Source organism: Nocardia sp. NPDC051570, from assembly GCF_044454005.1.
Taxonomy (GTDB): Bacteria; Actinomycetota; Actinomycetes; order Mycobacteriales; family Mycobacteriaceae; genus Nocardia.
On record NZ_JBITDI010000003.1, the window covers coordinates 245,649 to 266,277 of the forward strand.

Below are 20,629 nucleotides of genomic sequence, written 5' to 3' on the forward strand. Positions count from 1 at the left end.
GCGCTTTCGGAATACCTGTAACCCCCCGACTGAACGGATGGCGATGGTATGGCTGATGGATTAGTGCTGGTGACCGGCGGTACGGGCTTTCTGGCCACGCGATGCATAGCCCAGGCCCTGAGTGAGGGTTACCGGGTCCGGACCACCGTGCGCGATAGTGATGCGGTCGAACGGATTCGGGAACAACTCACCGAGGCGGGCGCGCCGGATGCGGCCGGACTCGAGGTGGTGATCGCCGATCTGACCGCCGATGCGGGCTGGCCGGACGCGGTGGCCGGTTGCAGCTGGGTGCTGCATCTTGCCTCGCCGATGCCGGCGGCGCAGCCCGAGGACGAGAACGAGGTGATCGTCCCGGCCCGCGACGGCACGATCCGCGTACTGCGCGCCGCGCGCGACGCCGGGGTGCGCCGCGTGGTCGTCACCTCCTCCTTCGGCGCCGTCGCCTACGGCCACAAGGAGACCAAACGTCCCTTCACCGAACAGGATTGGACCAACCTCGGCGATTCGACCATCCCGCCCTCCATCAAGGCGAAAACCCTTGCCGAACAGGCGGCCTGGGACTTCGTCACGCGCGAGGGCGGCGATCTGGAGCTGACGGTGGTGAATCCGGTCGGCCTCTTCGGTCCGGTGCTCGGCCCGGCCTATTCGAGCGCAATCCCGCTGATCCTCAAGCTGATCGACGGCACGGCGCCCGCCGTGCTGCCCCTGTCGTTCGCGGTCGTCGACGTGCGCGACGCCGCGGATCTGCATCTGCGCGCGATGACCCACCCGGCCGCGGCCGGTCAGCGTTTCATCGCGGCCGCGGACGACGCGGTCGGGATGAACGAGGTGGCGGAGATGCTGCGTGCCGCGCTCGGACCCGACGGCGAACGTGTGCCGACCAAACAGGTGCCGCTGTGGATGGTCAAGGCGGCGGCCAAGCTCGTGCCCGGAATGGGCGAGGTCAGCGCCAACCTCGGCAGGGTCCGGCATGTGAGCAGCGCCAAGGCCGGCGAAACCCTCGGCTGGACACCGCGTTCCACCGAGGAGACCGTCATCGCCACGGCGCGCAGCCTGTTCGATCGGGGTCTGGTCGGGGTCGCCGCAATCATGGGATAAATCCGTGGCGCCGCGGCCGGTGACCTGCCACGCTCCCAGGTGTGCGGTCCTATCGGGAGGTTCTCAGTGCCGCGGCGGTGCGCAATGTGCTGCTGCTGGGGGCGCTGGTACGCATCCCGTTCTTCGCCGGCGCCGTCCTGCTGGCCGTGCATGTGGTGCAGACGCTGCACGGCTCCTATGCGCAGGCCGGGGTGTTGAGCACGGCCGTCACCCTGTGCACGGCCGTGAGCGGGCCCTGGCGTGGGCGACTGCTGGACCGGTTCGGGCTGCGGCGCACGATCGTGCCGTCGATCGTCGTCGGCGCGGTCTGCTGGTCGATCGCGCCGTTCGTCTCCTATGTCCCGTTGCTCGTACTCGCCGCTGTCGCAGGGCTTTTCGATATTCCGATCTTCACCGTGGTGCGGCAGGCGGTGATCGCGGCGACCTCGGAGCACACCCGGCAGTCGGCGCTGGCCCTGGAGTCGGTATCGGTGGAGGCGGCGTTCATGGTCGGTCCGGTCGTGGGCGTCGCCGCGACCACGATCGGATCGACCTCGACGGTGCTGTTCGCCGCGCAGTGGGCCCACATCCTGGCGGGAGTGCTGGTGTGGGTGCTGAATCCGCCGCTGCGCTCGGACGCCGAGCGGGCCGCACCAGCGGTGCCGCGCCGAGAATGGTTCCGGATCGAATTCGTCGCGCTATGTCTGGGCGCCAGCGCGGCGGTCGCGGTGGTCGCCGGCTCCGAGCTCACTTTCGTCTCGGCCGTGCGGGAATTCGGGGCGGCGCAGTGGCTCGGCGTGGTGATGGCGGTTTGTGGCCTCGGCTCGGCGGTGGGCGGGCTCGTCTACGGCGCCATGCGGCGATCCGTATCGACCTTCCTGCTGCTCGCCGGGCTGGGCGCGGTCACGCTCCCGATGGCCTTCACGGCCGGGCCGCTCGCGCTCGGGATCACCGGCTTCGTGGCGGGGCTGCTGTGCGCGCCAACGATTACCGCCTCCGTCGACCAGATGAGCCGGATCGTTCCCGACGGCGGGCGCGGGGAGGCGTTCGGCTGGCACGGCGCCGCGCTGACGCTGGGCAACGGCATCGGCAGCTCCATCGCGGGGGTGGCCATCGACGCCGGTGGATTCGCGGCCGGATTCGGGGCGGCGGCCGCCCTCGGAATCGGCGCGGGCGGCGGGTTGGCCGCGGTGGTCGCGCTGGTCGCGCGGTCACGGGCGCGAGAGTACGTGTCCGCATAGTGAATTACGTGGGCGGCGATTTGTTTCGATCGGCAATTGCCGGGGTATAGGGGAGTCGACGCGCGGATACCGGATCGTCGGATGCGGTTCACAGGGCGTTAAGATGGCCCGACTCGAGTTCGGCCGAGATCGAATCGAGATCTGTCCGATCCGGGCTGTGTCGTTTTGTCCAAGTTTCCGGCGCGTCGACCGCGCGTAGCGGTAGCAGGATGCCACTGCGTCGAATACGCTTCGCGCGGAGAAATCGCCTATTGGAGGGACATTGACCACCACCCCGAGCACGCTCGAGCGCGGCGACGGGGGAACCGATGGCCGGCGAACGGTGCCCCTGACGCAGCTGATCCGTCTCATGGCCGAGTACGAGAAGCTGGGCGCACACCGGCAGACGTTCCCGCCGACGCCGATCAGCAACGACACGGTCGTGCGTGGCTGTGCCCTGGTGGCGGGCGGGCTGCTGATCGTCGGTGTCATCTGCGCCGCAGCGGGTTCGCTCGTCGGCAGCGCGGCCGTCGGCGCCCTCGCCCTGGCCCCGTTGGCGGTCATGGCCCTGCGTGGCCAGCACAATCGGCGTAGCCGCGGGGCCCGGCTGGACCTGTTCGATCACGGCATGACGGTGTTCCACGTCGGTCAGGAGATCGTCGCATTCCGTTGGGACAGTGTCGAAGTCCGGCAGCTGGTGGTCCCCTTCCGCCTCGCCGACGCCGCGGCGACCGACTATTCCTTCGCGGTCAGCGGGCCCGGTGGTATGGCGACCGAATTCGACGAACATCTGTTCGCCGATGCCCGTGAATGGGGTCCGCACATCCAATCCGCCGTGACCGCAACGCAATTACCGAACGTGGTCGCCACCATCGATGCCGAACAGACGGTGAATTTCGGCGAAATCGCTGTATGCCTGGACGATCTCAGATATCAGGATGCCTCCTATGCGTGGGAACACGTGCAGACCATCGACTCCCGCGACGGCATGGTCCGCATCAAGGTCGACGGCCGGTGGGTCTCGCTGGCCCCGGTGGGCACCATCCCCAACTTCTACATCTTCAACGAGGTCGCCGAGCGGCTGCGCATCGCGGCGGCCATGGATCAGGTGCCGCTCGAGGCGGTGGTCTACGAGGACGAGCCCGACGATCCCGCCGCGGAGGCCGACGAGCCCCCGGCGGCCCGCGAGGTGTCCTGAACCGCGGTGCGGCTCAGCGTAAAACGGGGAGGACCGGCTCGGTGGATCGCCCGGTCGCTGACTGGATGAAGGCCACGGGATCCGGTACCGCCGAGAGGATTTCGGCCGTACGGCGCAGCGCCGCATCCGGGACCGGTCCGCCGCCGACGGCCGCGATCAGGTCGAGCAGATGGACCGTCGCCTCGACCACGATGACCTGGACCAGGGCCCCGAAGCTGACCGTGCCGATCGCCGGATGCGGATGGGCGACACCGACATTCGGGTCGGTGCTCCGGAATTCGGCGATCACCTCGGGCCCGTCGTCGGTGAAGTAGGCGATCAGCGTCCGCGGCCCAGCCGTCGCCGCATCCCGCGCCGATTCGGCGTTCTGTTCGGCCGCGGCATGGGCGACCCCGCCCGGCAGGTTGTAGATCCGCAGCATCTGCGCCCCACTGGTCACCGCGGGCGTCTCGACCCGCGGCGACCGCAACAACTCCAAAACCCGCTTGTCCGGGGCCAAATGCGCCACCAGATCCTGTACGGTCCAGCCCGGCAACCGCGTCGGCGCGCCCCACTGCTCCGGCGTCAGGGCCGAAACCCGCTCGCTCCAAGCCGTGAATATCTCCGCCAAAATCACGCTGTCCATCCCCGTCCCCTCCCGCTATCCGGAATCTGCCGTACCTCCATGTCAGCATCCATCCGGGCACCACGCAACGAGTCGATGGGCGACGCGCCGTTATGAGTTGAAAACCGATATCGGAGTCGCATCATCCGTCCGGAAATCGCTATTCGAATCCAATATGGCTGCTTCCTATTAAATGGTCTTCCGTACGGCAATAGCGGCCAAGCAATTCAGCCGTCGATCAGAAGCCAGCCTCGTCCCGGCGCAACGGATCCGGACACCAATGCAGGCTGATGATCCCATTCCAGGCGGCCATACGAACGGTCGGCTCGCACCCGGCGTGCGGGTGTCCACCGTAGTCCGGAGTCCTAGGCGGTTTGGCCTGAGTGCGCTGTATCCACCTCAATGACGCGCACATCTTCCGCACCCTGGACGAGGCTGCGGCCGCCCTCGAGCTGATCGGCTAGGCTGCCGGATCCGGAGATTCGAGGGTGGCGAGATAGGTGGTGGCGGCATCGGTTTCGGGTGCGCCGAGGTGGCGGTAGATGGCTATGGCTTCGCGCAGGTGGGTGGTGGCAGTGTGGGTGTCGCCGAGGGCGGCGTGGCAGTGGGCGGCGCCTTCCAGGGCGCGGGCCTGCTCGAGTGGACTGTCGATGTCACGGGCCACTGTGTACGCGTCGGTGAACATGGTCAATGCCTCACCCGGCGTGCTGGTTTCGAACAGGAACTTCCCGGTGTCGTTGAGTGTCTCGGCTTCGCCGAGGCGATTGCCCAGCTCCCGGAACAGGTTCAGCGCGTGCTGGTACAGATCGGCGGCCTGCTCATAGGCCCCGGTCTCCCGAGGCACGAGGCCGAGGCTGCCGAGGGCGATAGTTTCGCCTACGCGGTGGCCGATTTCCCGGAACAAGGTATGAGCACGTTGCTGGAGGTGGGCGGCCTGCTCATAGTTCCCGATGTGCCACTGCACGATGCCGAGATTGGTCAGCGTGCTGGCTTCGCCGAGACGGTTGCCGAATTCCCGATGCAGGTTCAAGGCTCGCTGCTGCAACTCGATGGCCTGTTCATAGTCTCCGGTCTCTCGACGTACGGTGCCGAGGCCGTTGAGGGCGGTGGCTTCGCCGAGGAGGTTGCCGAGTTCCCGATATCGGGTGAGGGCTTGTTGTAGTAGGGCGGTGGCCTGTTCGTAGTCCCCGGTCTCCCGGTATACGAGGCCGAGGTTGGCGAGGGCGGTGGCCTGGCCGAGGCGGTTGTCGAGTTCCCGATATCGGGTGAGGGCTTGTTGTAGTAGGGCGGTGGCCTGTTCGTAGTCCCCGGTCTCGCGGTGCATGAAGCCGAGGTTGGTAAGGGCGGTGGCCTGGCCGAGGAGGTTGCCGAGTTCCTGGTACTGGGTGAGGGCTTGTTGCTGCAGTCCAATGGCGTGTTCGTAAATCCCGGTGCGCCACTGCACGATGCTGAGGTTGGTGAGGGCGGTGGTCTGGCCGAGGCGATTGTCGAGGTGGTCGGCGGCTTCAGCGGCGCGCCGATGCAGTTGTAGGGCCAGTTGCCACGGCCCGTCGCGCTCGAGCATTTCCGCCAATACTTTGGTCAGCCGGACCATCCGTGCGTGGTCATGCTCGGCCGTGTACTCCAGACAGGCAAGCAGGTTGGTTCGTTCGATGCGCATCCAGGCCAGCGCCCGCATCGCATTCTCGAATTCCCGTGCCACCGCACCGGTTGTGACGGCGGTGTGCTGATCATCGGTGGGGAGGGGGTAACTCGCCAGCCACCGATCCGCAGCCGCCCCGGTGTGCTGGTAGTAGTCCAGCAATCGCTCCACTGCTCGCCGGTTGTCGCCGGACGAGTCGGTGGCGGCGAGGGTGCGTGCGAATTCCCGTAGGAGGTCGTGCAGCCGGTAGCGACCGGGGGCGGTCTCGTCGATGAGGTGGTCGGTGTAGAGGGCATCGAGTTCGTATCGGGCCGTGGTGAGTGGGATGTCGTTCAACGCGGCGACGGCGTGGGCGTCGAAGTCGGAGCCCGGGTGCAGGCCCAGTCGACGGAACACCCATTGTCGGTCGGCTGGTAGATCCTCGTAGGAGGCGGTGAAGGCGGCGTGGACCGCGCGTTGCCCGGTATCGAGCTCGTCGAGCCGATTCTGGGTGGTGGCGAATTCCGCGGCCAGGCCGGTCAGGGTCCAGGCCGGATGGTGGGCCAGGCGACCGGCCAGCAGCACGATCGCCAACGGGAGATATCCGCATAATCGGACGAGCTCGGCGGCCGCGGTGGCGTCGTCGTTGTTCGGGCCGCGGTTCGCCAGACGGTAGAACAAGTCGATGGCGCTATCGGGATCGAGGGTCGCCAGTGTCATCGGGAGCGCGCCGTCCAGGGCGATGAGCCGGCGGCGGCTGGTGATCAAGGTGAGACATTCGGGTCCGGTCGGGAGCAGCGGTTCGATCTGGGTGTGGTCGCGCGCGTCGTCGAGCACCACCAGCGCGCGCTTGGCGGACAGGCGATCTCGCCACAGGTCACGCCGCGCGTCGAGGGAGTCGGGGATATGGCTCGGTGCGATCCCGAGGTGGGTGAGCAGTGTGGCCAGTACGTCGGCCGGGTCTGTGGGAACTTGTCCGGGGGTGTGAGTATTCAGCTCGACGAAGAACCGGCCATCGGGAAATCGGTCGGCCAGCAGATGTGCCGCGCGGGTGACCAGGGCCGTCTTACCGATACCCGGCATGCCGTCGACGGTGTGGATGGATACCACCCGTCCCGGCCCTGCCGCATCCAGGATCCGTTGCACCTCGCTGTCGCGGCCGACGAACGTGTGGATGTCGCGGCGCAGCGCGGTCGTCACTGCCGGTCGTACCGATTCCGCGCTCGCGGCCTTCCATAAACGTTGCCAGGCAGACGAATTCGACAAGTTCGATGGGACCGGACCGGATGTCTGTCGGGCCAGCGAGATCAGGGTCACCAACACCGGTTCCAACGATTCGAACCGAGAGGGCACGTTACGGCCGGCTCGCCAATCGCTGATGCGCTGCATCAACGAACCGCGGCCGCGACCCGGCGCCTGAGTGGGTCGCATCCGAGCCTCGGTGGCCGCCGCGACTCGCTGCAGTGTGGGATTGCCCGCGGCTTCCCACAATTCCGCCAGACTGGTTGCGAAAAGTGCTCGTGACGAGGAGCTTTCACCGATGCCAACGGGCTGACTCGTATCGCTCATCACGACACAGGTTACCGGCGATCCGACTGTTGAGCAGTTCGCTGGCCGAGCCCGGACAACGGTAGAGAAGCGCCGCCGATCCCCCTTCCATCGGCGGCACCTCTCGCGCCTGCCCGGCCCCGGACCAGCGCCTCATTGCGCAGGTCCCGCGATCAGCCGGTGCGTCGCCAATCATCACGCGAGGTGTGGTGTGCGGCCGAGCCGAATCTGTTCTCCGTGCTGAAAAACTGCAGTACAGAGGGCATTTCGGGGAATTCCGGTCCGGAAACGGCCCTCGGCCGGAGGGCGTTGCCGCTGCCGTTCGCCGATCAGTTGCCGGACTCTATGGACGGTTAGCTGGGGATGGCGTAGGGGCGGCGGATTCGGCGGGCGGCCTCGAGGATGCCGAGGATTCGCGAGCCGGGGAGGCCGATGGAGGCGCCGATGGCCGCGGGGGTCCAGGATTCGTCGGCGAGGGTGAGGACCTCGGCGAGTTGTTCGACGGGGAGTCTGGACAGGCGGCGTTCGGAGATTTCGCGGGCTACGGCCCAGACCTCTACATCGTCGATTTCGGCGGCGATATCGTCGCTGTCGTCGATCGGGGGCTCGGGGTCGATCTCGTCGGTGATGTCGGCGGCGTCGGGGATCGGCGCGGCGGTGGGGTACGTGCGGCGGGTCGGCGGGGTGTCGACCGGTGCGTCGTCGAGGACCAGTTGGGTCGCGCGCTCGATCGCCTCGTGGGTGCGGGATTTGGCCGCGGGCTGCTCGGCGGGCGCGGTAGGGCGGCGAGTGAAGGGATGTTCTGCGCCGGCTTTCCGGTTACTCGAAGGGCGGATCTCCTGGGGCGCCGGTGCTTTTCCCGCGCCGCCCAAGTCGGGTGTCGAATCGGCGGGGGGATGGGTATCGGTGGGCTGCTCGGTGCGGGAAACATCATCCGGCGCATCGGAATACGCGTGGCCACTATCGACTGTGGGCTCTGCCGAGCCCGTCGCGGCAACGTACGCATGGCCGTCGCGCATGGCGGGCTCTGTCTCGGCGGGATGCGGGTTGCCCTTGCGTGTGCCCGATTCCGTTGTGGCGGGATAGGCATGGTCGGCGTGGGTAGCGGGCACTTCACCAGCGGCATGTGAGTGACCGTTGCGCGCGGCAGGTTCCGTCGCGGCGGGATAGGCATGGCCGTTGCGTGTGGTGGGCTCTCCGGTGCCCGATTCCGTCGCCGACGGGTATGTGTGACTGTTGTTCGTGGCCGGATTTCCGGCAGCGGGATATATGTGACCGTTACGCGTAGCGGGTTCTTCGGCGGGATATGTGTGGCCATTGCGTGTGGCCGGTACTTCAGAGGTGGGATACGGGTAGCCGTTGTGCGCGGTCGGTTCCGCCGCGCCCGGATATGGGTGGCCGTTGTGAGTGACGGGCTCTGCGTGGGGGCGGGAGGATTCGGCGGGCGGCGTTCCGGTCGGGAATGCCAGCGGATAGCCGTATCCGTTATGGGTGGCCGCCGAGGACAGCGCCTCCAGGGATTGGGTCGCAAGGTCGGTGGGAAGCGCCGGTGAATCGGTTGTCCCGATGGGGAGTTCGGTGATATGGCTCGGATCGGCGGGCAGATCGGCGCGCTCGCTGGACACCAGCGTTGCGGGGGGCGTCTCGCGATCCTCGACCGGCACGCCGTCGATCAGCTGCGCGTATCGAGCGGAAACCCAGGCGTGCAACCAGATCACGACACCGACCATCACCGGAGCCACGGCGGCCTCGGCCGCTCGGGCGGGCGCGTGAGACACCAGATGCGGTCCGGCATTCAGTGCGATGGTCACCCCGAGCAGTGCCGTCTCGAGGAAAACGACCTTGCCCCGGGCGATTTCGCGGCCCCAGCGCGCGGCCGTCGTGGCCACCACCATGATGGCGATGATCGGGATCGAGATCATCGCCTCGAAGCCGTAACTGAGCCAATACAGCGGATCGCGCATATCGCCGCTGGGCACCAGATTGTGCTGGACGTTGACCCCGGCCCACAGCATGCCCAGCACCACGACGCCGATCAGCGCCCGCGAGGTCCATTCGGCCCGCCGATACAACTGGGCAAGGCGGGCATCGGGATTGGATACCCGCCGCCGGGCCGCCAGGGCGCGGCGATGCCAGCGCACATCGGCGTCGTCGGCGCGCCGCACGGCCAGTGCGACGCGGCGGTCCCGCTTCTCGGCGGACAGCTCGGCGACGACGGCGTGGCGCCGCTGCCGGCGCCGCTGGGCCCGAATCCATTCGGCCAGTTCGCGTTCGGCGGCGATTTCCGCTTCGGACAGCTCCTCGAACAGCGCCGGATCGGTCTGCAGCGGCAGCTTGCCGCGCGCGGTCGCGACCCGCTGCGCCAGCACTTCGATCTCGGAATTGCCGGACTCGTGTTTCATGGCCTCGCTCCGCTCGGCGGGGTGGGTGCGTTTCCGCGTTGCAATGCCTGAGAGTGATTACTCGAACGTATGTGTGATCGAAGTGAGAGTAATCCGAGACCTACCGGTGGTCAATGCTCCAACCGAACATCAGTTCGGTGTCGCGCCCGAAAACGCCCCGCTACCGGCCATTTTCGATTTCAGTGCACGGCGGTGTGCCACGCCAGCGCGGCGGCCAGCGCGCCCGCGCCGTTCAGCGACCAATGCAGTGCGATCGGCGCCAGCAGGCTGCCGCTGCGCCGCCGCAGCCAGGTGAATACCGCGCCCGCGGCCGCGGTCGCCAACACGGCCAGCGCGATTCCGAGGATCTGCCCGGCGACACCGCCGCCGAGAATGCTGCTCAATCCGCGATTGCCGCTGGTCAAACCGAGCGATGAGGCGATATGCCAGAGCCCGAAAAGCAGTGATCCGGCCGCGAATACGCCTCGTACGCCGGACGCGCGATCGAGTGCGCCGTGCAACACGCCGCGAAATGCCAGTTCCTCGGGAATGGCGGTCTGCAGCGGAATGACGATCATCGAGGCGACCAGCGCGCCGGAAATGGTGGCATAGCGATCGGCCAGAAAGAACGGCCGCGTGATCGGCAGTATCGCGCCGATCGCGACCGCCGCCAGCACGATGCCCACCGACCCGAGCGCATACAGCGTCCCGCGCCGCCACTGCCGCGGCGACAACCCGAGCTCGCCCCAGCCGAGGCCGCGCCGCCGCATCATCGCCACCAGCGTGACCGCCGCGAGCGGGACCGTCACGATGTTGGCCCACGCGGAGGTGAAGTGGGCGATCAGGTTCGTGCAGGCCAGGACGACGATAACGACCGTGACGTCGATCCAGGCATGCAACCGGCGCGGCGTGTCGCCGTTATCGGTTCGAGACATCGGCGCCAGTCTACGTTCATTCGCTCGAAGTGTGCGGGCTCGATCGATCACACCCCCGGAAACTAGGGCTTGCTCTATATGTATACGTCTACGTATAGTCGTCGACGGAACGAGATGACAGCCCAACGACGGGTCGCCCTCGAAGTCGCGGGCGGTTCACCGGCGTTCCGGGGCACGGAATCCGCGTGCCCGATCGATCAATGAATGCGCACCTGCGCAGCCATGCATGAATGGAGCAGTCATGACCACCGAACCGCAGCAGCCGGCCGTACTCGACGCCCCGAATGACGAGGGCCTCGGCGAGATCATCGTGAAAGACGGCCCGGGTGGCCTGCGCGCCAAGCGCTTCGTCGGCCGCTTCCTGTGCGAGGCCAAGGACTACGGCAAGACCGGCGTCGAGGTGAGCAAGGTGTACCGCAGTCGCACGGGCAAGTTCGTCGTGCAGCATCAGGTGGCCGAATGGACCGAATTTCAGAATCGGTCGGATCTGATGACGGAATTGAAGTTGGATTGGCGGAATTGGCGCAATCTGCTGGGCATCGGCTCCGACGAGCCGGACTGGGGCGATTACACCGTCGATATCGTCGACTCGATCGATGAACTGCGCGAGAAGGTTTCGCCGAAGCTGTATCGCCGAGTCGTCGCCGCGGTGGAAACCCCGCATACCGAGGATCTGGATATCTGAGCCGGATTCGCGCGGAAGGGCAGTCCGGGATGTTCGCAGGCTTGGGCCGCCGAGGTGTGGTAGGTCGGGATGCGGGTCGCCCTCGGCGGGCGGCCCGCATCGTCATGCGTGGGGTCCGGCCGCCCAGCCGTCCGGGTCGGTCCACGCCTGCAGCGTTCGGGTGGTGCGGAAGATGCGCGGTTCGCGGGTGATCGGATCGGTGAATTCCACCGCGGCGGCGAGTAATTGGAGTGGGCGGGTGTAATCGTCGACCGGGCGGTCGGTGATCTCGGGGTAGAAATCGTCGCCGAGGATGGGGACGCCGAGGCCGTTCATGTGCAGGCGCAGCTGATGGGTGCGGCCGGTATGCGGGAGCAGTCGATACCGGGCCAGATCGCCGCGCCGCTCGAGCAGTTCCACCCGGGTTTCGGCATTGGGTTCGCCGTCGATTTCGAAGGCGCGAAGGATATTGCGCTCCTTGATAATTCGGCTGCGCACCGTGCGGGGGAGATCGAGTTCGGGATCGTAGCGCGCGATCGCCTCGTATTCCTTATGGACGAGGCGCTTGTGGAACAGCGTCTGATAGGCGCCGCGCCGGGCCGGAGTGATCACGAACAGCACCAGTCCGGCGGTCGCGCGGTCGAGGCGGTGCGCGGGGATCAGGTCGGGCAGGTCCAGATCGCGGCGCAGCCGCACCAGCGCGGTCTGCAGAATGTGCTGACCGCGGGGGATGGTGGACAGGAAGTGCGGTTTGTCGACGACGAGCAGATCGTCGTCGCGGTGCACGATCGTGATCGGAAAGGGCACCTCGGTTTCCACCGGGAGGTCGCGGTGGAACCAGACCGCGCCGCCCGGGGCGTAGGGCGCGTCGGGTGCGATCGGGCCGTCGAGATCGACGATCGCGCCCTCGGCGAGCATCTGGTCGATCCGTTCCGCCGGGACGCGCGGCAGTCGTTCCACCAGGTGGTCGCGGATGGTCGCCCAGTCGCCGTCCTCCGGAAGCCGGAGCCGCGCGGGGTCCAATCCGTGCCGTTTACCCAGTGGCGGCTGCTGCCTGCGTCTCATCGCCTATGACAGTAGCCGGGCGGTAGCGCGGGAGCGGCTCCCGCCTCGGACCCTCATTCCCCGCATCCGGCACCCGGCGCCGGATGCGGGGATGGCGAATTCTGTTCCGCCGAAGCCGATTACACCGTGCAAGGCAGGGCCGCGATGCTGGCGACCGTGCACTCCGCCTCGCGGGTCAGTTTCCAGGTGCCGTCGATCTGGCGCCAGGTGAGGGTGAAATGCCAGGGCTCCCAGCCGTCGACGGAGGTCTGCAGGGTGGCGGTGAGGGTGTCGCCGGAGACGTTGACCGGGCCCTGCAGTTCCCAGCGGAAGCTCGGCGGGGTGGCGGCCATGACCGTTCCGACCTGGTCGACCAAGGACAGACCGGCCTCGCCCGCCTCGAGCTCGTTGGCGCGCTGGGCGCGGGATGCGCCGGTGTTCAGGACCAGCTGGAGCTTGGCGGTCAGCTCGCCGAGGCCGGGGGCGGTGGCGTCGGAGCGCACCGGCGCCATGATCGGGGCGGCCAGGGCCGGCACAGCGGTGGCGGCGATACCGGCGAAAAGCGCTGCGACCAAAGAGAATGCCGCGGCGGCGGCGCGTAACTTGCTCGACTTCATAGCCATATCCATTCCGTTGCGGGCGTGGTGAGCACCACCCGATTGTGCGTATCCATCGGCTGGCACCCTCCTGCAATATAAGGTAAGCCTATGCAAATGTAGGTAACGCTTACTCATTATCGGTGGCTGGAATCACAGAGGAGAACACTCGTGGACACACTTCTCGTGGTCGGTGCCGGGCCGAAGGCCATGGCGGTCGCGGCGAAGGCGCAGGTGCTGCGAGAACTCGGTCTGCCCGCTCCGCGCGTGATCATCGTGGAAAGCCATGCGGTCGGCGGCAATTGGCTGCCCAGCGGCGGCTGGACCGACGGTCGGCACCGATTGGGTACCAGTCCGGAGAAGGACGTCGGCTTCCCGTACCGATCCACCTGGGCGCGCGGCCACAATCGTGCGATCGATGCGGCGATGACGGCCTACGGCTGGACCTCGTTCCTGGTCGAGCACGGCACCTACGCCGAGTGGATCGACCGCGGCCGACCGAATCCGCAGCATCATGTGTGGGCCCGATATCTGCAGTGGGTCGCGGCCAAATCCGGTGCGGAGATCGTCACCGGCACCGTGCGCCGCATCGCCCCGGCCGCCGACGGCTGGCTGGTCTCGGTGGAGGAGTCCGGCGGCGGTAGCGCCGAGATCGACGCCGACGGCCTGATGGTCACCGGTCCCGGCAACAGCCGCCGCGCCCTCGCCGACCACCCGAGGGTGCTGAGCATCGCCGAGTTCTGGGATCTCGCGGGTAAGCGCGCCCTGCTCGCCTCCTCGCGCGCGGCGGTGATCGGCGGCGGCGAGACCGCGGGTTCGGCGATGGACGAGCTCGTTCGACACGATGTGCTCACGGTCTCGGTCATCTCCCCGAACGCCACCATCTACACCCGCGGCGAAAGCTACTTCGAGAACGCCCTGTTCAGCGATCCCACCACCTGGGCCGGGCTCAGCGAGCGGGAGCGCCGCGATGTGATCCGCCGTGCCGACCGCGGTGTGTTCTCGGTCCGGGTGCAGGAAACTCTGATGAGCGACAGTCGAGTTCACCACGTGCGCGGCCGCGTGATCCGCGTCCACGAACGCGGCGACGCGGTGGCGCTCACCCTGCGGACGGATCCGGAGGGGACCGGGCGAGCGGATCAGATCCACACCTTCGATCTGGTGATCGATGCCACCGGCGGCCAACCACTGTGGTTCCTGGAGCTTTTCGATTCCGACGCCAACGATTTGCTGGAGCTGGCCATCGGGGGTCCGCTCACCCAGCAGCGGCTGGAATCGGCCATCGCCTACGACCTGTCGGTCAGGGGTCTGGACGCCCGCCTCTACCTGCCGAATCTCGCTGCGCTGGCCCAGGGTCCGGGCTTCCCGAACCTCAGCTGCCTGGGCGAATTGTCCGATCGTGTCCTGCAGCCCGCCCCGAAGGGCGCTTCGCGTCCGGTGCGGAGTTCCGGGGGGAGGGTTGCCGTCGATGGGTATAGATAGGTTAGGCTCAGCTTAGTTAACTGGAGGTTGTATGCGTATCGTGTCGTTCGGCTACCAGACCTGGGGCCACAAAACCCTGCAGGCCCTTATCGATTCGGATCACGAGGTGGTCCTCTCCGTCACCCATCCGACGAGTGAGCAGTCCTACAAGGCGATCTGGAACGACTCGGTCGAAGAGCTGGCACGCGAGCACGGCATCCCGGTCCATCTCACCGAGCGGGCCGACGCCGAAACCATCGATCTGGTCAAGCGCGCCGAGCCCGCTCTCATCGTCGTCGGCACCTGGTACACCTGGATGCCCGCGGAGCTGTACAACCTGCCCACGCACGGCACGCTGAACCTGCACGATTCGCTGCTGCCGAAGTTCACCGGCTTCTCGCCGGTGCTGTGGGCGCTGATCAGCGGCGAATCGGAGATCGGCCTCACCATCCACCGCATGGATGAGGGCCTCGACACCGGCGACATCCTGGTCCAGCACGCACTTCCCGTGGGGCCCAAGGCAACCGGCACGGAACTCGTCGAGGCCGGTATCGAACTCATCCCGGGCGCGCTGCACGAGGCGTTGACCGCGATCGAATCCGGCACCGCGCGGTGGCGGCCGCAGAACAAGGCCGAGCGCACCTACTTCCATAAGCGTTCCGCCCGCGACAGCCGCATCGACTGGTCGTGGACCGCGGGGGATCTGGAGCGTTTCGTGCGCGCGCTGTCGGAGCCCTATCCGCGTGCGTACGCCTACTACCGCGGTGAGTGCGTCGAGGTGCTCGAGGCCGCGGTATCGGAGGCCCGCTACGGCGGCACTCCCGGCCGCGTGATCGTGCAGGAGGGCGGCGGCGCCGTCGTCTGCGGTCCTGACGCGCATCGGGGTGGCAACCACGGCCTGCTGATCCTGCGCGTGCGCACCGCGGATGGGCGCGAGCACCGTGCCGCCGAATTCTTCGCTCGCGGTGGCTATCTCACCGACGCGGCCGACTGATCACACCGACGTACCGCAGGAGTTACCCGTTATGCCAGCATCACTCGGCTGGGTCCGGCAGTTCCACAAGCCGGCGTCCGCCGATCTTCCGCCCCTGTTGATCTGCCCGCATGCCGGGGCCGGGGCCTCGGCCTATCGCACGTTCTCCAAGGCATTCAGTGAGCACTTCGATGTCGTGATCTTCCAGTATCCGGGTCGTCAGGATCGTGCCCGCGAGCAGGCCTGCGCCACGATCGGGGAGATCGCGCGGGGCGCGCTCGCCGATTTCGTTGCCTCCCAGCATCATCGGGGTCGCCCGCTGACCGTTTTCGGGCACAGCATGGGCGCGATGGTCGGCTTCGAGCTGGTCCGGGCCGCCGAGGCCGCGGGCATCGAGGTGCGGCTGTTGGCCGCCTCGGCCGCGGTGGCCCCGGTGCGGGCGGTGGATCTGCCGTCGCTGCCGACCGAGGACGAGCAGATCCTCGATCATCTGGGCCGGTTGGAGGGCACCGGTGCGAACGTGCTGGCCAGTCGGGAGGTGATGCGGATGGCGCTGCCGGTGTTCAAGGCCGACCACCGCGCCTTCGATGCCTATACCTGTCCGCCGGACGTCAAGGTGCGCAGCATGATTCATGTGCTCGGCGGGACCGAGGATCCGATCATCACGCTGCGTGATCTGTACGCGTGGGCCGGGCACAGCCGGCGGGACATCGAGGTGACCGTCTTCGACGGCGGACACTTCTACCTCAACGACAACGTGGCGAGCGTCGTCGAACTGGTTGCGCCCGAGCTGAATACCGTCCGATGAACACCACCGAGCACGATCCGATCGTGGTGTCGGGCATGGCGATCGAGGCGCCCGGCGGCATCGAGACGCCGGAGCGGTTCTGGTCGGCGCTGTCGAGGGGGCACGAGCTGATCGGGCCGTTCCCGCGTGATCGTGAGTGGCCGATCGACCAGCTGCTGTCGTTGCATCGGCTCGACGGCTGGAGCCGGGTCCGCGATGCGGGCGGATTCCTCGACGGGGCAACGGAATTCGACCCCAGTTTCTTCGGCATCACCCCGCGCGAGGCGGTGGCGATGGATCCGCAGCAGCGGGTCGGCATGCGGGTGGCGTGGCGCGCCCTCGAACACGCCGGAATCAATCCGGGCGCGCTGGACGGTGCGGAGGCCGGCTGCTACATGGGCGTGTCGATCGCCGAATACGGACCGCGCGCCGCGGCCGTCACCGAGCACAGCGGTTACCGGGCCACCGGTTCGGCGCTGGGTGCGGTGGCCGGGCGAATCTCGCACGGGCTCGGACTGATCGGGCCCTCGCTCAGCGTCGACACCGCCTGTGCGTCGGCGCTGTCGGCGGTGCATCTGGCCGCGGGCGCGATCCGTGGCGGGGAATGCGATTGGGCGCTCGCGGGTGGGGTCTGCGTGATGGGTTCGCCCGCAGCGTTTTTCGAGTTCTCCAAGAACAACGCACTGGCCACCGACGGCCACTGCCGACCCTATGCCGCCGACGCGACCGGAACACTGTGGGGCGAGGGCGCGGGAGTCGTTGTGCTGGAGCGGGAATCGCGTGCCCGCGAGCTCGGGCACCGCATCTACGGCCGCCTGCTGGCCACCGGCATCAACCACAACGGCAGGGGTGCCCCGCTGGCTGTGCCCAGTGCGGGCGCACAGCGGCGGCTGATCGAGAAAACACTTGCCGTCGCGGGTATTCCGGCCGATGCGATCGGCCTGATCGAGGGGCACGGCACCGGCACGCCGGTCGGCGATCCGCTCGAGCTGATCGCCTTGTCTCAGGTCTACGGCGCGCCGGAGCGCGCGCACGGCGCGCTGCTGGGGTCGGTGAAATCCAATGCCGGACATGCTCAGGCCGCGTCTGGCCTGCTGGGCCTGATCAAGGTGCTGCTGTGCGGTGCGCGCGGGTGGATCGCGCCGAGCCTGTTCGCCGGCAACCCCACCGATGCGGTCGATTGGGATGCCACCAGCCTGCGCCTGGCCACCGAACTGACGGAATGGGAGCCGATCGACGGCGTGCGCTACGGCGCGGTCTCCTCGTTCGGCGTCGCCGGAACCAATGCGCACGCCATCGTCGCCATGCCCGTCCTGGAGGATCAGTATGTGTGAGTACCGGCTCCCGGACGGCACAGTTCCGGTGCTGCTGAGCTCCGACAGCACCGCCGGGCGCAGTGCCGAGGCCGCGGCGCTGTCGGACTATCTGCGGTCCCACGAATGGGTGACGCCGAATCAGGTGGCGGACATGATCTTCCACACCCGCGTCGTGCGTCGGCAGCGCGCGCTGGTGCTGGCCGAGGGGCGCGAGGATCTGCTCGCCGCTCTGACCGCCATCGCCGCCGGTGCGGAACATCCGGCGGTGGTTACCGGCACGGCCACCGCGCGGCGCATCGGATTCGTCTTCCCCGGCCAGGGCAGTCAGCGACCGGGGATGGGCAAGCTGTATTACGAACTGTCCCAGGCATATCGGGACGAGGTCCAGGCCTGCTCCGCCCTGCACGTGGAGCGCTTCGGGCATGCCCAGCCGCTGCACTATCTGCTCGGTGACGAGGGTGGCTATCAGGACACCGTGTGGGAAGTGCAGCCCGCCTTGATGTTCCATATGTCCGGCCTGGCCGCCATGTGGCGGGATGCCGGGGTGCGGCCGGCCGCGACCATCGGTCACAGCCAGGGTGAGCTGGCGGCCGGGCATATAGCCGGGGTGATGACCCGCGGGGATGCCGTCTTCGTCGTGACGCATCGGTCGAAGCTGGTCGATCAGCTCTCTCCGCGCGGCATGTCGATGGCCGTGCTCGGCATGGACCGGGAGACCTGTGAGGCGCTGCTGGCCCGCCGGTCGGGCTGGGTGGAGCTGGCCGTGGTCAATTCCCCGCACATTCTGGCCGTCGCCGGGGATCGCGACACGATCGTCGAGATCGTCGCCGAGGCCACCGCGAGTGGGCAGTTCGCCAAGGAGATCCGGGTCGCCTATCCGGCGCACACCTCGCTGGTCGCCGAGTTACGGCGCACCTTCCAGTCGCTGCTCGGCGAGAACATGAGCGGACCGACCTTTGCCGACGGTGAGATCCCTTGTTACGGCGCCACTCTGGGCGAGCGCATCACCCCCGAGCTCGAGCATGAGGAGTACTGGTACTGGAACCTGCGCAACCGCGTCCGCTTCGACCGCGCGATCGTCGCCGCCGCATCCGACGGCATCGATACCTTCGTCGAGGTCGCCGAACATCCGCTGCTGCAGCTGGCGGTGCAGGAGAATCTGGCCCTGGTCCCGCGGGATCCGGCCGGGGCGCCCCGCGATTTCCGCGTGCTGGGCACCTCGCTGCGCACGGCGGAGAGCCTGCGGGAGTTCACCCGCAATCTGGCCGCCGTGGCCGTCGAGGACCTCGGCTACGACTGGCAGGCGCTGCGGATCGAGACCTCGGTGCGGCCGCCGCTGCCGGATTTCCCGCATACGGTCATGAATCCGAGACGGTTGTGGGCCGCGGCGGGAACCATTGCCGCCGAAGAGATTCCGGCGCCCGCGGGCCCGCGGGCGGAGCGGCTCGTCGAGATCTGGATGCGCCTGGAGCGACGCTCCCTGGTGCCGCCGCGCGAGCTGCTCGTGGTCGACCATACCGGGCGCTGCGCCCAACTCGCGGCCGCGCTGTGCACCGCCGCCTACAACCACGGCGGTTCGGCACGAGTGCATTCCGGCGGTGACACAGGCGATTTCGATACCGTGATCGTGCTGCTGCCGCCCTCGCCGGATATCGACGCGTCCGCCGCCGTCGACGAGATCGCCGAATTCTTCGGCGCGCCGACGTGGTTGCCCGACCTCGACGGTGTGCGGGACTGCTGGCTGGTGACCGTCGGCGGTGAGGCCGTGATCGACGAGGACCCCGTCCCGCATCCGTTCCACGCCGCGGTCGCCGCCGGATTCCGTTGCCTGGCAGCCGAACATCTGCAGGTCGCGTTCCGGCATATCGATCTCGCCGCCGCACAGGCCGATGCCGGCGTGGCGGCCGCTCTCGTGCGCGCTCTGCACACCAAGGGTGAGCCGCAGCTGGCTCTGCGCGGCACCGGCGTGTACGTCAAACGCCTGGATGTCGACACCGCACCGCCCCCCGCGTCCGGTGCGCAGAATCTGGATCACGTTGTGATCATCGGCGGCACCGGGACATTGGGTCTCGAGTTCTGCGAACACTACGCACGGCACGGGGCGCAGCGGATCACCCTGCTCAGCCGGTCGGGCGAGACGCCTGCGGCGACCCGGCGGCTGCGCACGATCCGCGCCGCCGCCCCGGCCGCCGAGATCGTCATCGCCGCCTGCGATATCACCGATACGACGGCCGTGGCCGGTGTGACCGATCGGCCCGCGAGCCTGATCGTGCATTCGGCCATGAACTACGTGCGCGCGGAGCTGGCCGAGGTCACCGCGGCGAAGACGCGGGAGATGGCCGGTGCCAAGATCTTCGGCACCGAAGTGGTCCTGCGCGCGCTACCGCGCACCCCGGACTGCCGGATCGTGCTGTGCTCCTCCTTCACGGCCTCCCTCGGCGGGCACGGCCAGGTGCTGTACGCCGCGATGAACCGCATGCAGGACGTGCTGGCCCGTCGGCTGCGGGCGCAGGGTATCGACGCGGTGGCCGTGCAGTGGGGACTGTGGGAAGCGACGGGACCGCAGCAGACCTTCGATGCTGTCGCAGTCGAGGCCTCAGGCGCGGTTCCGATGGCGGCCGAGGATGCGCTGACCGTCGGTATGGCCGAACATGCCGATCGGCCGGGTGCGGGTAACCGCAGCGTCGTCGCGGCGGACTGGACCACGGTGCATGCCCTGGCGGCGGCTGCGGGTTTCGGGCCGCTGCTCGAGCGGCTGCTGCGGGCTCCGGATCCGGTGGCGGTCGAGCCTATCCGAACGCCTTCGGCGCTGGAACAAGGAGTGGGAGGGGCGCTGGAACAAGGAGTGGGAGGGGCGCAGGAACAAGGGGTGGGAACGGCGCTGGAACAAGGGGTGGGAACGGCGCAGGAACAAGGGGCAGGGGTGGTGCCGGGGGTAGCCGAAAAGCCTTCCGGGGCAACGCTGTCCGAACAGGTGCGGCGTGAGTTGGGTGCGGTGATCGGCGCCGACGGCCTGGATGCGTTGGATGGTTCGGTGCCCCTGGTGGCGCTGGGTCTGGATTCGCTGCAGGCCTTGGACTTTCGCAAGCGGGTGCGGGCCGAACTGAATCGGGATCTGCCCGTCGCGGCGATCCTGGGGGGCGCGTCGCTGGACGACGTCGTGCGTTTGATGGCGACCGAGCAGGCGTGAGTCGATGAGAAACT

The 20,629-nt window shown here is 67.9% G+C and carries 15 protein-coding genes; 9 read left to right on the plus strand and 6 right to left on the minus strand.

The features are described 5' to 3' along the window. Positions 1–48: 48 nt before the first annotated feature. The 3 genes from ACIA76_RS08120 to ACIA76_RS08130 all read left to right on the plus strand — a co-directional run bounded on the left by ACIA76_RS08120 (position 49) and on the right by ACIA76_RS08130 (position 3,495). Positions 49–1,098 carry an SDR family oxidoreductase gene (locus ACIA76_RS08120; RefSeq protein ID WP_397149867.1) on the plus strand — a complete coding sequence of 350 codons (1,050 nt, stop codon included), beginning with the start codon at positions 49–51 and terminating at the stop codon, positions 1,096–1,098. Between the two features lie 41 nt (positions 1,099–1,139). Continuing rightward, positions 1,140–2,318 (plus strand): MFS transporter, encoded by a 1,179-nt coding sequence (locus tag ACIA76_RS08125; protein ID WP_397149869.1) that lies wholly within the window; start codon positions 1,140–1,142, stop codon positions 2,316–2,318. A 262-nt stretch (positions 2,319–2,580) separates the two neighbouring features. After that, positions 2,581–3,495, plus strand: a complete 915-nt coding sequence (locus ACIA76_RS08130) for a DUF6585 family protein (protein ID WP_397149871.1) — start codon at positions 2,581–2,583, stop codon at positions 3,493–3,495. A 13-nt stretch (positions 3,496–3,508) separates the two neighbouring features. Here the strand turns inward: ACIA76_RS08130 and ACIA76_RS08135 are convergent, their stop codons facing one another. From ACIA76_RS08135 to ACIA76_RS08150, 4 genes are all read right to left on the minus strand, one after another. Continuing rightward, positions 3,509–4,120 (minus strand): maleylpyruvate isomerase N-terminal domain-containing protein, encoded by a 612-nt coding sequence (locus ACIA76_RS08135; RefSeq protein ID WP_397149873.1) that lies wholly within the window; start codon positions 4,118–4,120, stop codon positions 3,509–3,511. 439 nt (positions 4,121–4,559) lie between these two features. Next, positions 4,560–6,920, minus strand: coding sequence for an ATP-binding protein (locus tag ACIA76_RS08140; RefSeq protein ID WP_397149875.1), 2,361 nt, complete (start codon positions 6,918–6,920; stop codon positions 4,560–4,562). Between the two features lie 701 nt (positions 6,921–7,621). Continuing rightward, a complete protein-coding gene (locus ACIA76_RS08145) occupies positions 7,622–9,670 on the minus strand; it encodes a hypothetical protein (RefSeq protein ID WP_397149877.1) in 2,049 nt (682 codons plus the stop codon). Between the two features lie 179 nt (positions 9,671–9,849). Next, complete coding sequence (locus ACIA76_RS08150) at positions 9,850–10,584, minus strand: lysostaphin resistance A-like protein (RefSeq protein ID WP_397149879.1); 735 nt, start codon at positions 10,582–10,584, stop codon at positions 9,850–9,852. Positions 10,585–10,825: 241 nt separating this feature from the next. Between ACIA76_RS08150 and ACIA76_RS08155 the strand changes: the two genes are divergently transcribed. Beyond that, on the plus strand, positions 10,826–11,269 hold the full coding sequence (locus ACIA76_RS08155) for an EXLDI protein (RefSeq protein WP_397149881.1): 444 nt from the start codon (positions 10,826–10,828) through the stop codon (positions 11,267–11,269). 102 nt (positions 11,270–11,371) lie between these two features. Here the strand turns inward: ACIA76_RS08155 and ACIA76_RS08160 are convergent, their stop codons facing one another. After that, positions 11,372–12,313: an RluA family pseudouridine synthase gene (locus ACIA76_RS08160; RefSeq protein WP_397149883.1), complete on the minus strand. Its 942-nt coding sequence runs from the start codon at positions 12,311–12,313 to the stop codon at positions 11,372–11,374. A 119-nt stretch (positions 12,314–12,432) separates the two neighbouring features. Beyond that, positions 12,433–12,909 carry a hypothetical protein gene (locus tag ACIA76_RS08165; protein WP_397149885.1) on the minus strand — a complete coding sequence of 159 codons (477 nt, stop codon included), beginning with the start codon at positions 12,907–12,909 and terminating at the stop codon, positions 12,433–12,435. A gap of 150 nt (positions 12,910–13,059) precedes the next feature. Here ACIA76_RS08165 and ACIA76_RS08170 point away from each other — a divergent pair, with 150 nt between their 5' ends. The 5 genes from ACIA76_RS08170 to nbtC are packed head-to-tail and all read left to right on the plus strand — an operon-like array spanning position 13,060 to position 20,615. Continuing rightward, complete coding sequence (locus ACIA76_RS08170; RefSeq protein ID WP_397149887.1) at positions 13,060–14,370, plus strand: SidA/IucD/PvdA family monooxygenase; 1,311 nt, start codon at positions 13,060–13,062, stop codon at positions 14,368–14,370. Between the two features lie 31 nt (positions 14,371–14,401). Next, positions 14,402–15,343, plus strand: coding sequence for a methionyl-tRNA formyltransferase (locus ACIA76_RS08175; protein WP_397149889.1), 942 nt, complete (start codon positions 14,402–14,404; stop codon positions 15,341–15,343). A gap of 31 nt (positions 15,344–15,374) precedes the next feature. After that, on the plus strand, positions 15,375–16,130 hold the full coding sequence (locus ACIA76_RS08180) for a thioesterase II family protein (protein WP_397149891.1): 756 nt from the start codon (positions 15,375–15,377) through the stop codon (positions 16,128–16,130). Further along, positions 16,127–17,443: a polyketide synthase gene (locus tag ACIA76_RS08185; RefSeq protein ID WP_397149893.1), complete on the plus strand. Its 1,317-nt coding sequence runs from the start codon at positions 16,127–16,129 to the stop codon at positions 17,441–17,443. The genes ACIA76_RS08180 and ACIA76_RS08185 overlap by 4 nt, the downstream gene beginning before the upstream one ends. Beyond that, on the plus strand, positions 17,436–20,615 hold the full coding sequence (nbtC, locus tag ACIA76_RS08190; RefSeq protein ID WP_397149895.1) for a nocobactin polyketide synthase NbtC: 3,180 nt from the start codon (positions 17,436–17,438) through the stop codon (positions 20,613–20,615). Before ACIA76_RS08185 ends, nbtC begins: the two co-directional genes overlap by 8 nt. Positions 20,616–20,629: the final 14 nt, after the last annotated feature.

Bases quoted from the DNA above. Each gene is read 5' to 3' on its own strand.
- ACIA76_RS08120 (WP_397149867.1), top strand. From the start codon at position 49: ATGGCTGATGGATTAGTGCTGGTGACCGGCGGTACGGGCTTTCTGGCC.
- ACIA76_RS08165 (WP_397149885.1), bottom strand. From the start codon at position 12,909: ATGAAGTCGAGCAAGTTACGCGCCGCCGCCGCGGCATTCTCTTTGGTC.
- ACIA76_RS08145 (WP_397149877.1), bottom strand. From the start codon at position 9,670: ATGAAACACGAGTCCGGCAATTCCGAGATCGAAGTGCTGGCGCAGCGG.
- ACIA76_RS08180 (WP_397149891.1), top strand. From the start codon at position 15,375: ATGCCAGCATCACTCGGCTGGGTCCGGCAGTTCCACAAGCCGGCGTCC.
- nbtC (WP_397149895.1), top strand. From the start codon at position 17,436: ATGTGTGAGTACCGGCTCCCGGACGGCACAGTTCCGGTGCTGCTGAGC.
- ACIA76_RS08160 (WP_397149883.1), bottom strand. From the start codon at position 12,313: ATGAGACGCAGGCAGCAGCCGCCACTGGGTAAACGGCACGGATTGGAC.
- ACIA76_RS08185 (WP_397149893.1), top strand. From the start codon at position 16,127: ATGAACACCACCGAGCACGATCCGATCGTGGTGTCGGGCATGGCGATC.
- ACIA76_RS08135 (WP_397149873.1), bottom strand. From the start codon at position 4,120: ATGGACAGCGTGATTTTGGCGGAGATATTCACGGCTTGGAGCGAGCGG.
- ACIA76_RS08155 (WP_397149881.1), top strand. From the start codon at position 10,826: ATGACCACCGAACCGCAGCAGCCGGCCGTACTCGACGCCCCGAATGAC.
- ACIA76_RS08150 (WP_397149879.1), bottom strand. From the start codon at position 10,584: ATGTCTCGAACCGATAACGGCGACACGCCGCGCCGGTTGCATGCCTGG.
- ACIA76_RS08175 (WP_397149889.1), top strand. From the start codon at position 14,402: ATGCGTATCGTGTCGTTCGGCTACCAGACCTGGGGCCACAAAACCCTG.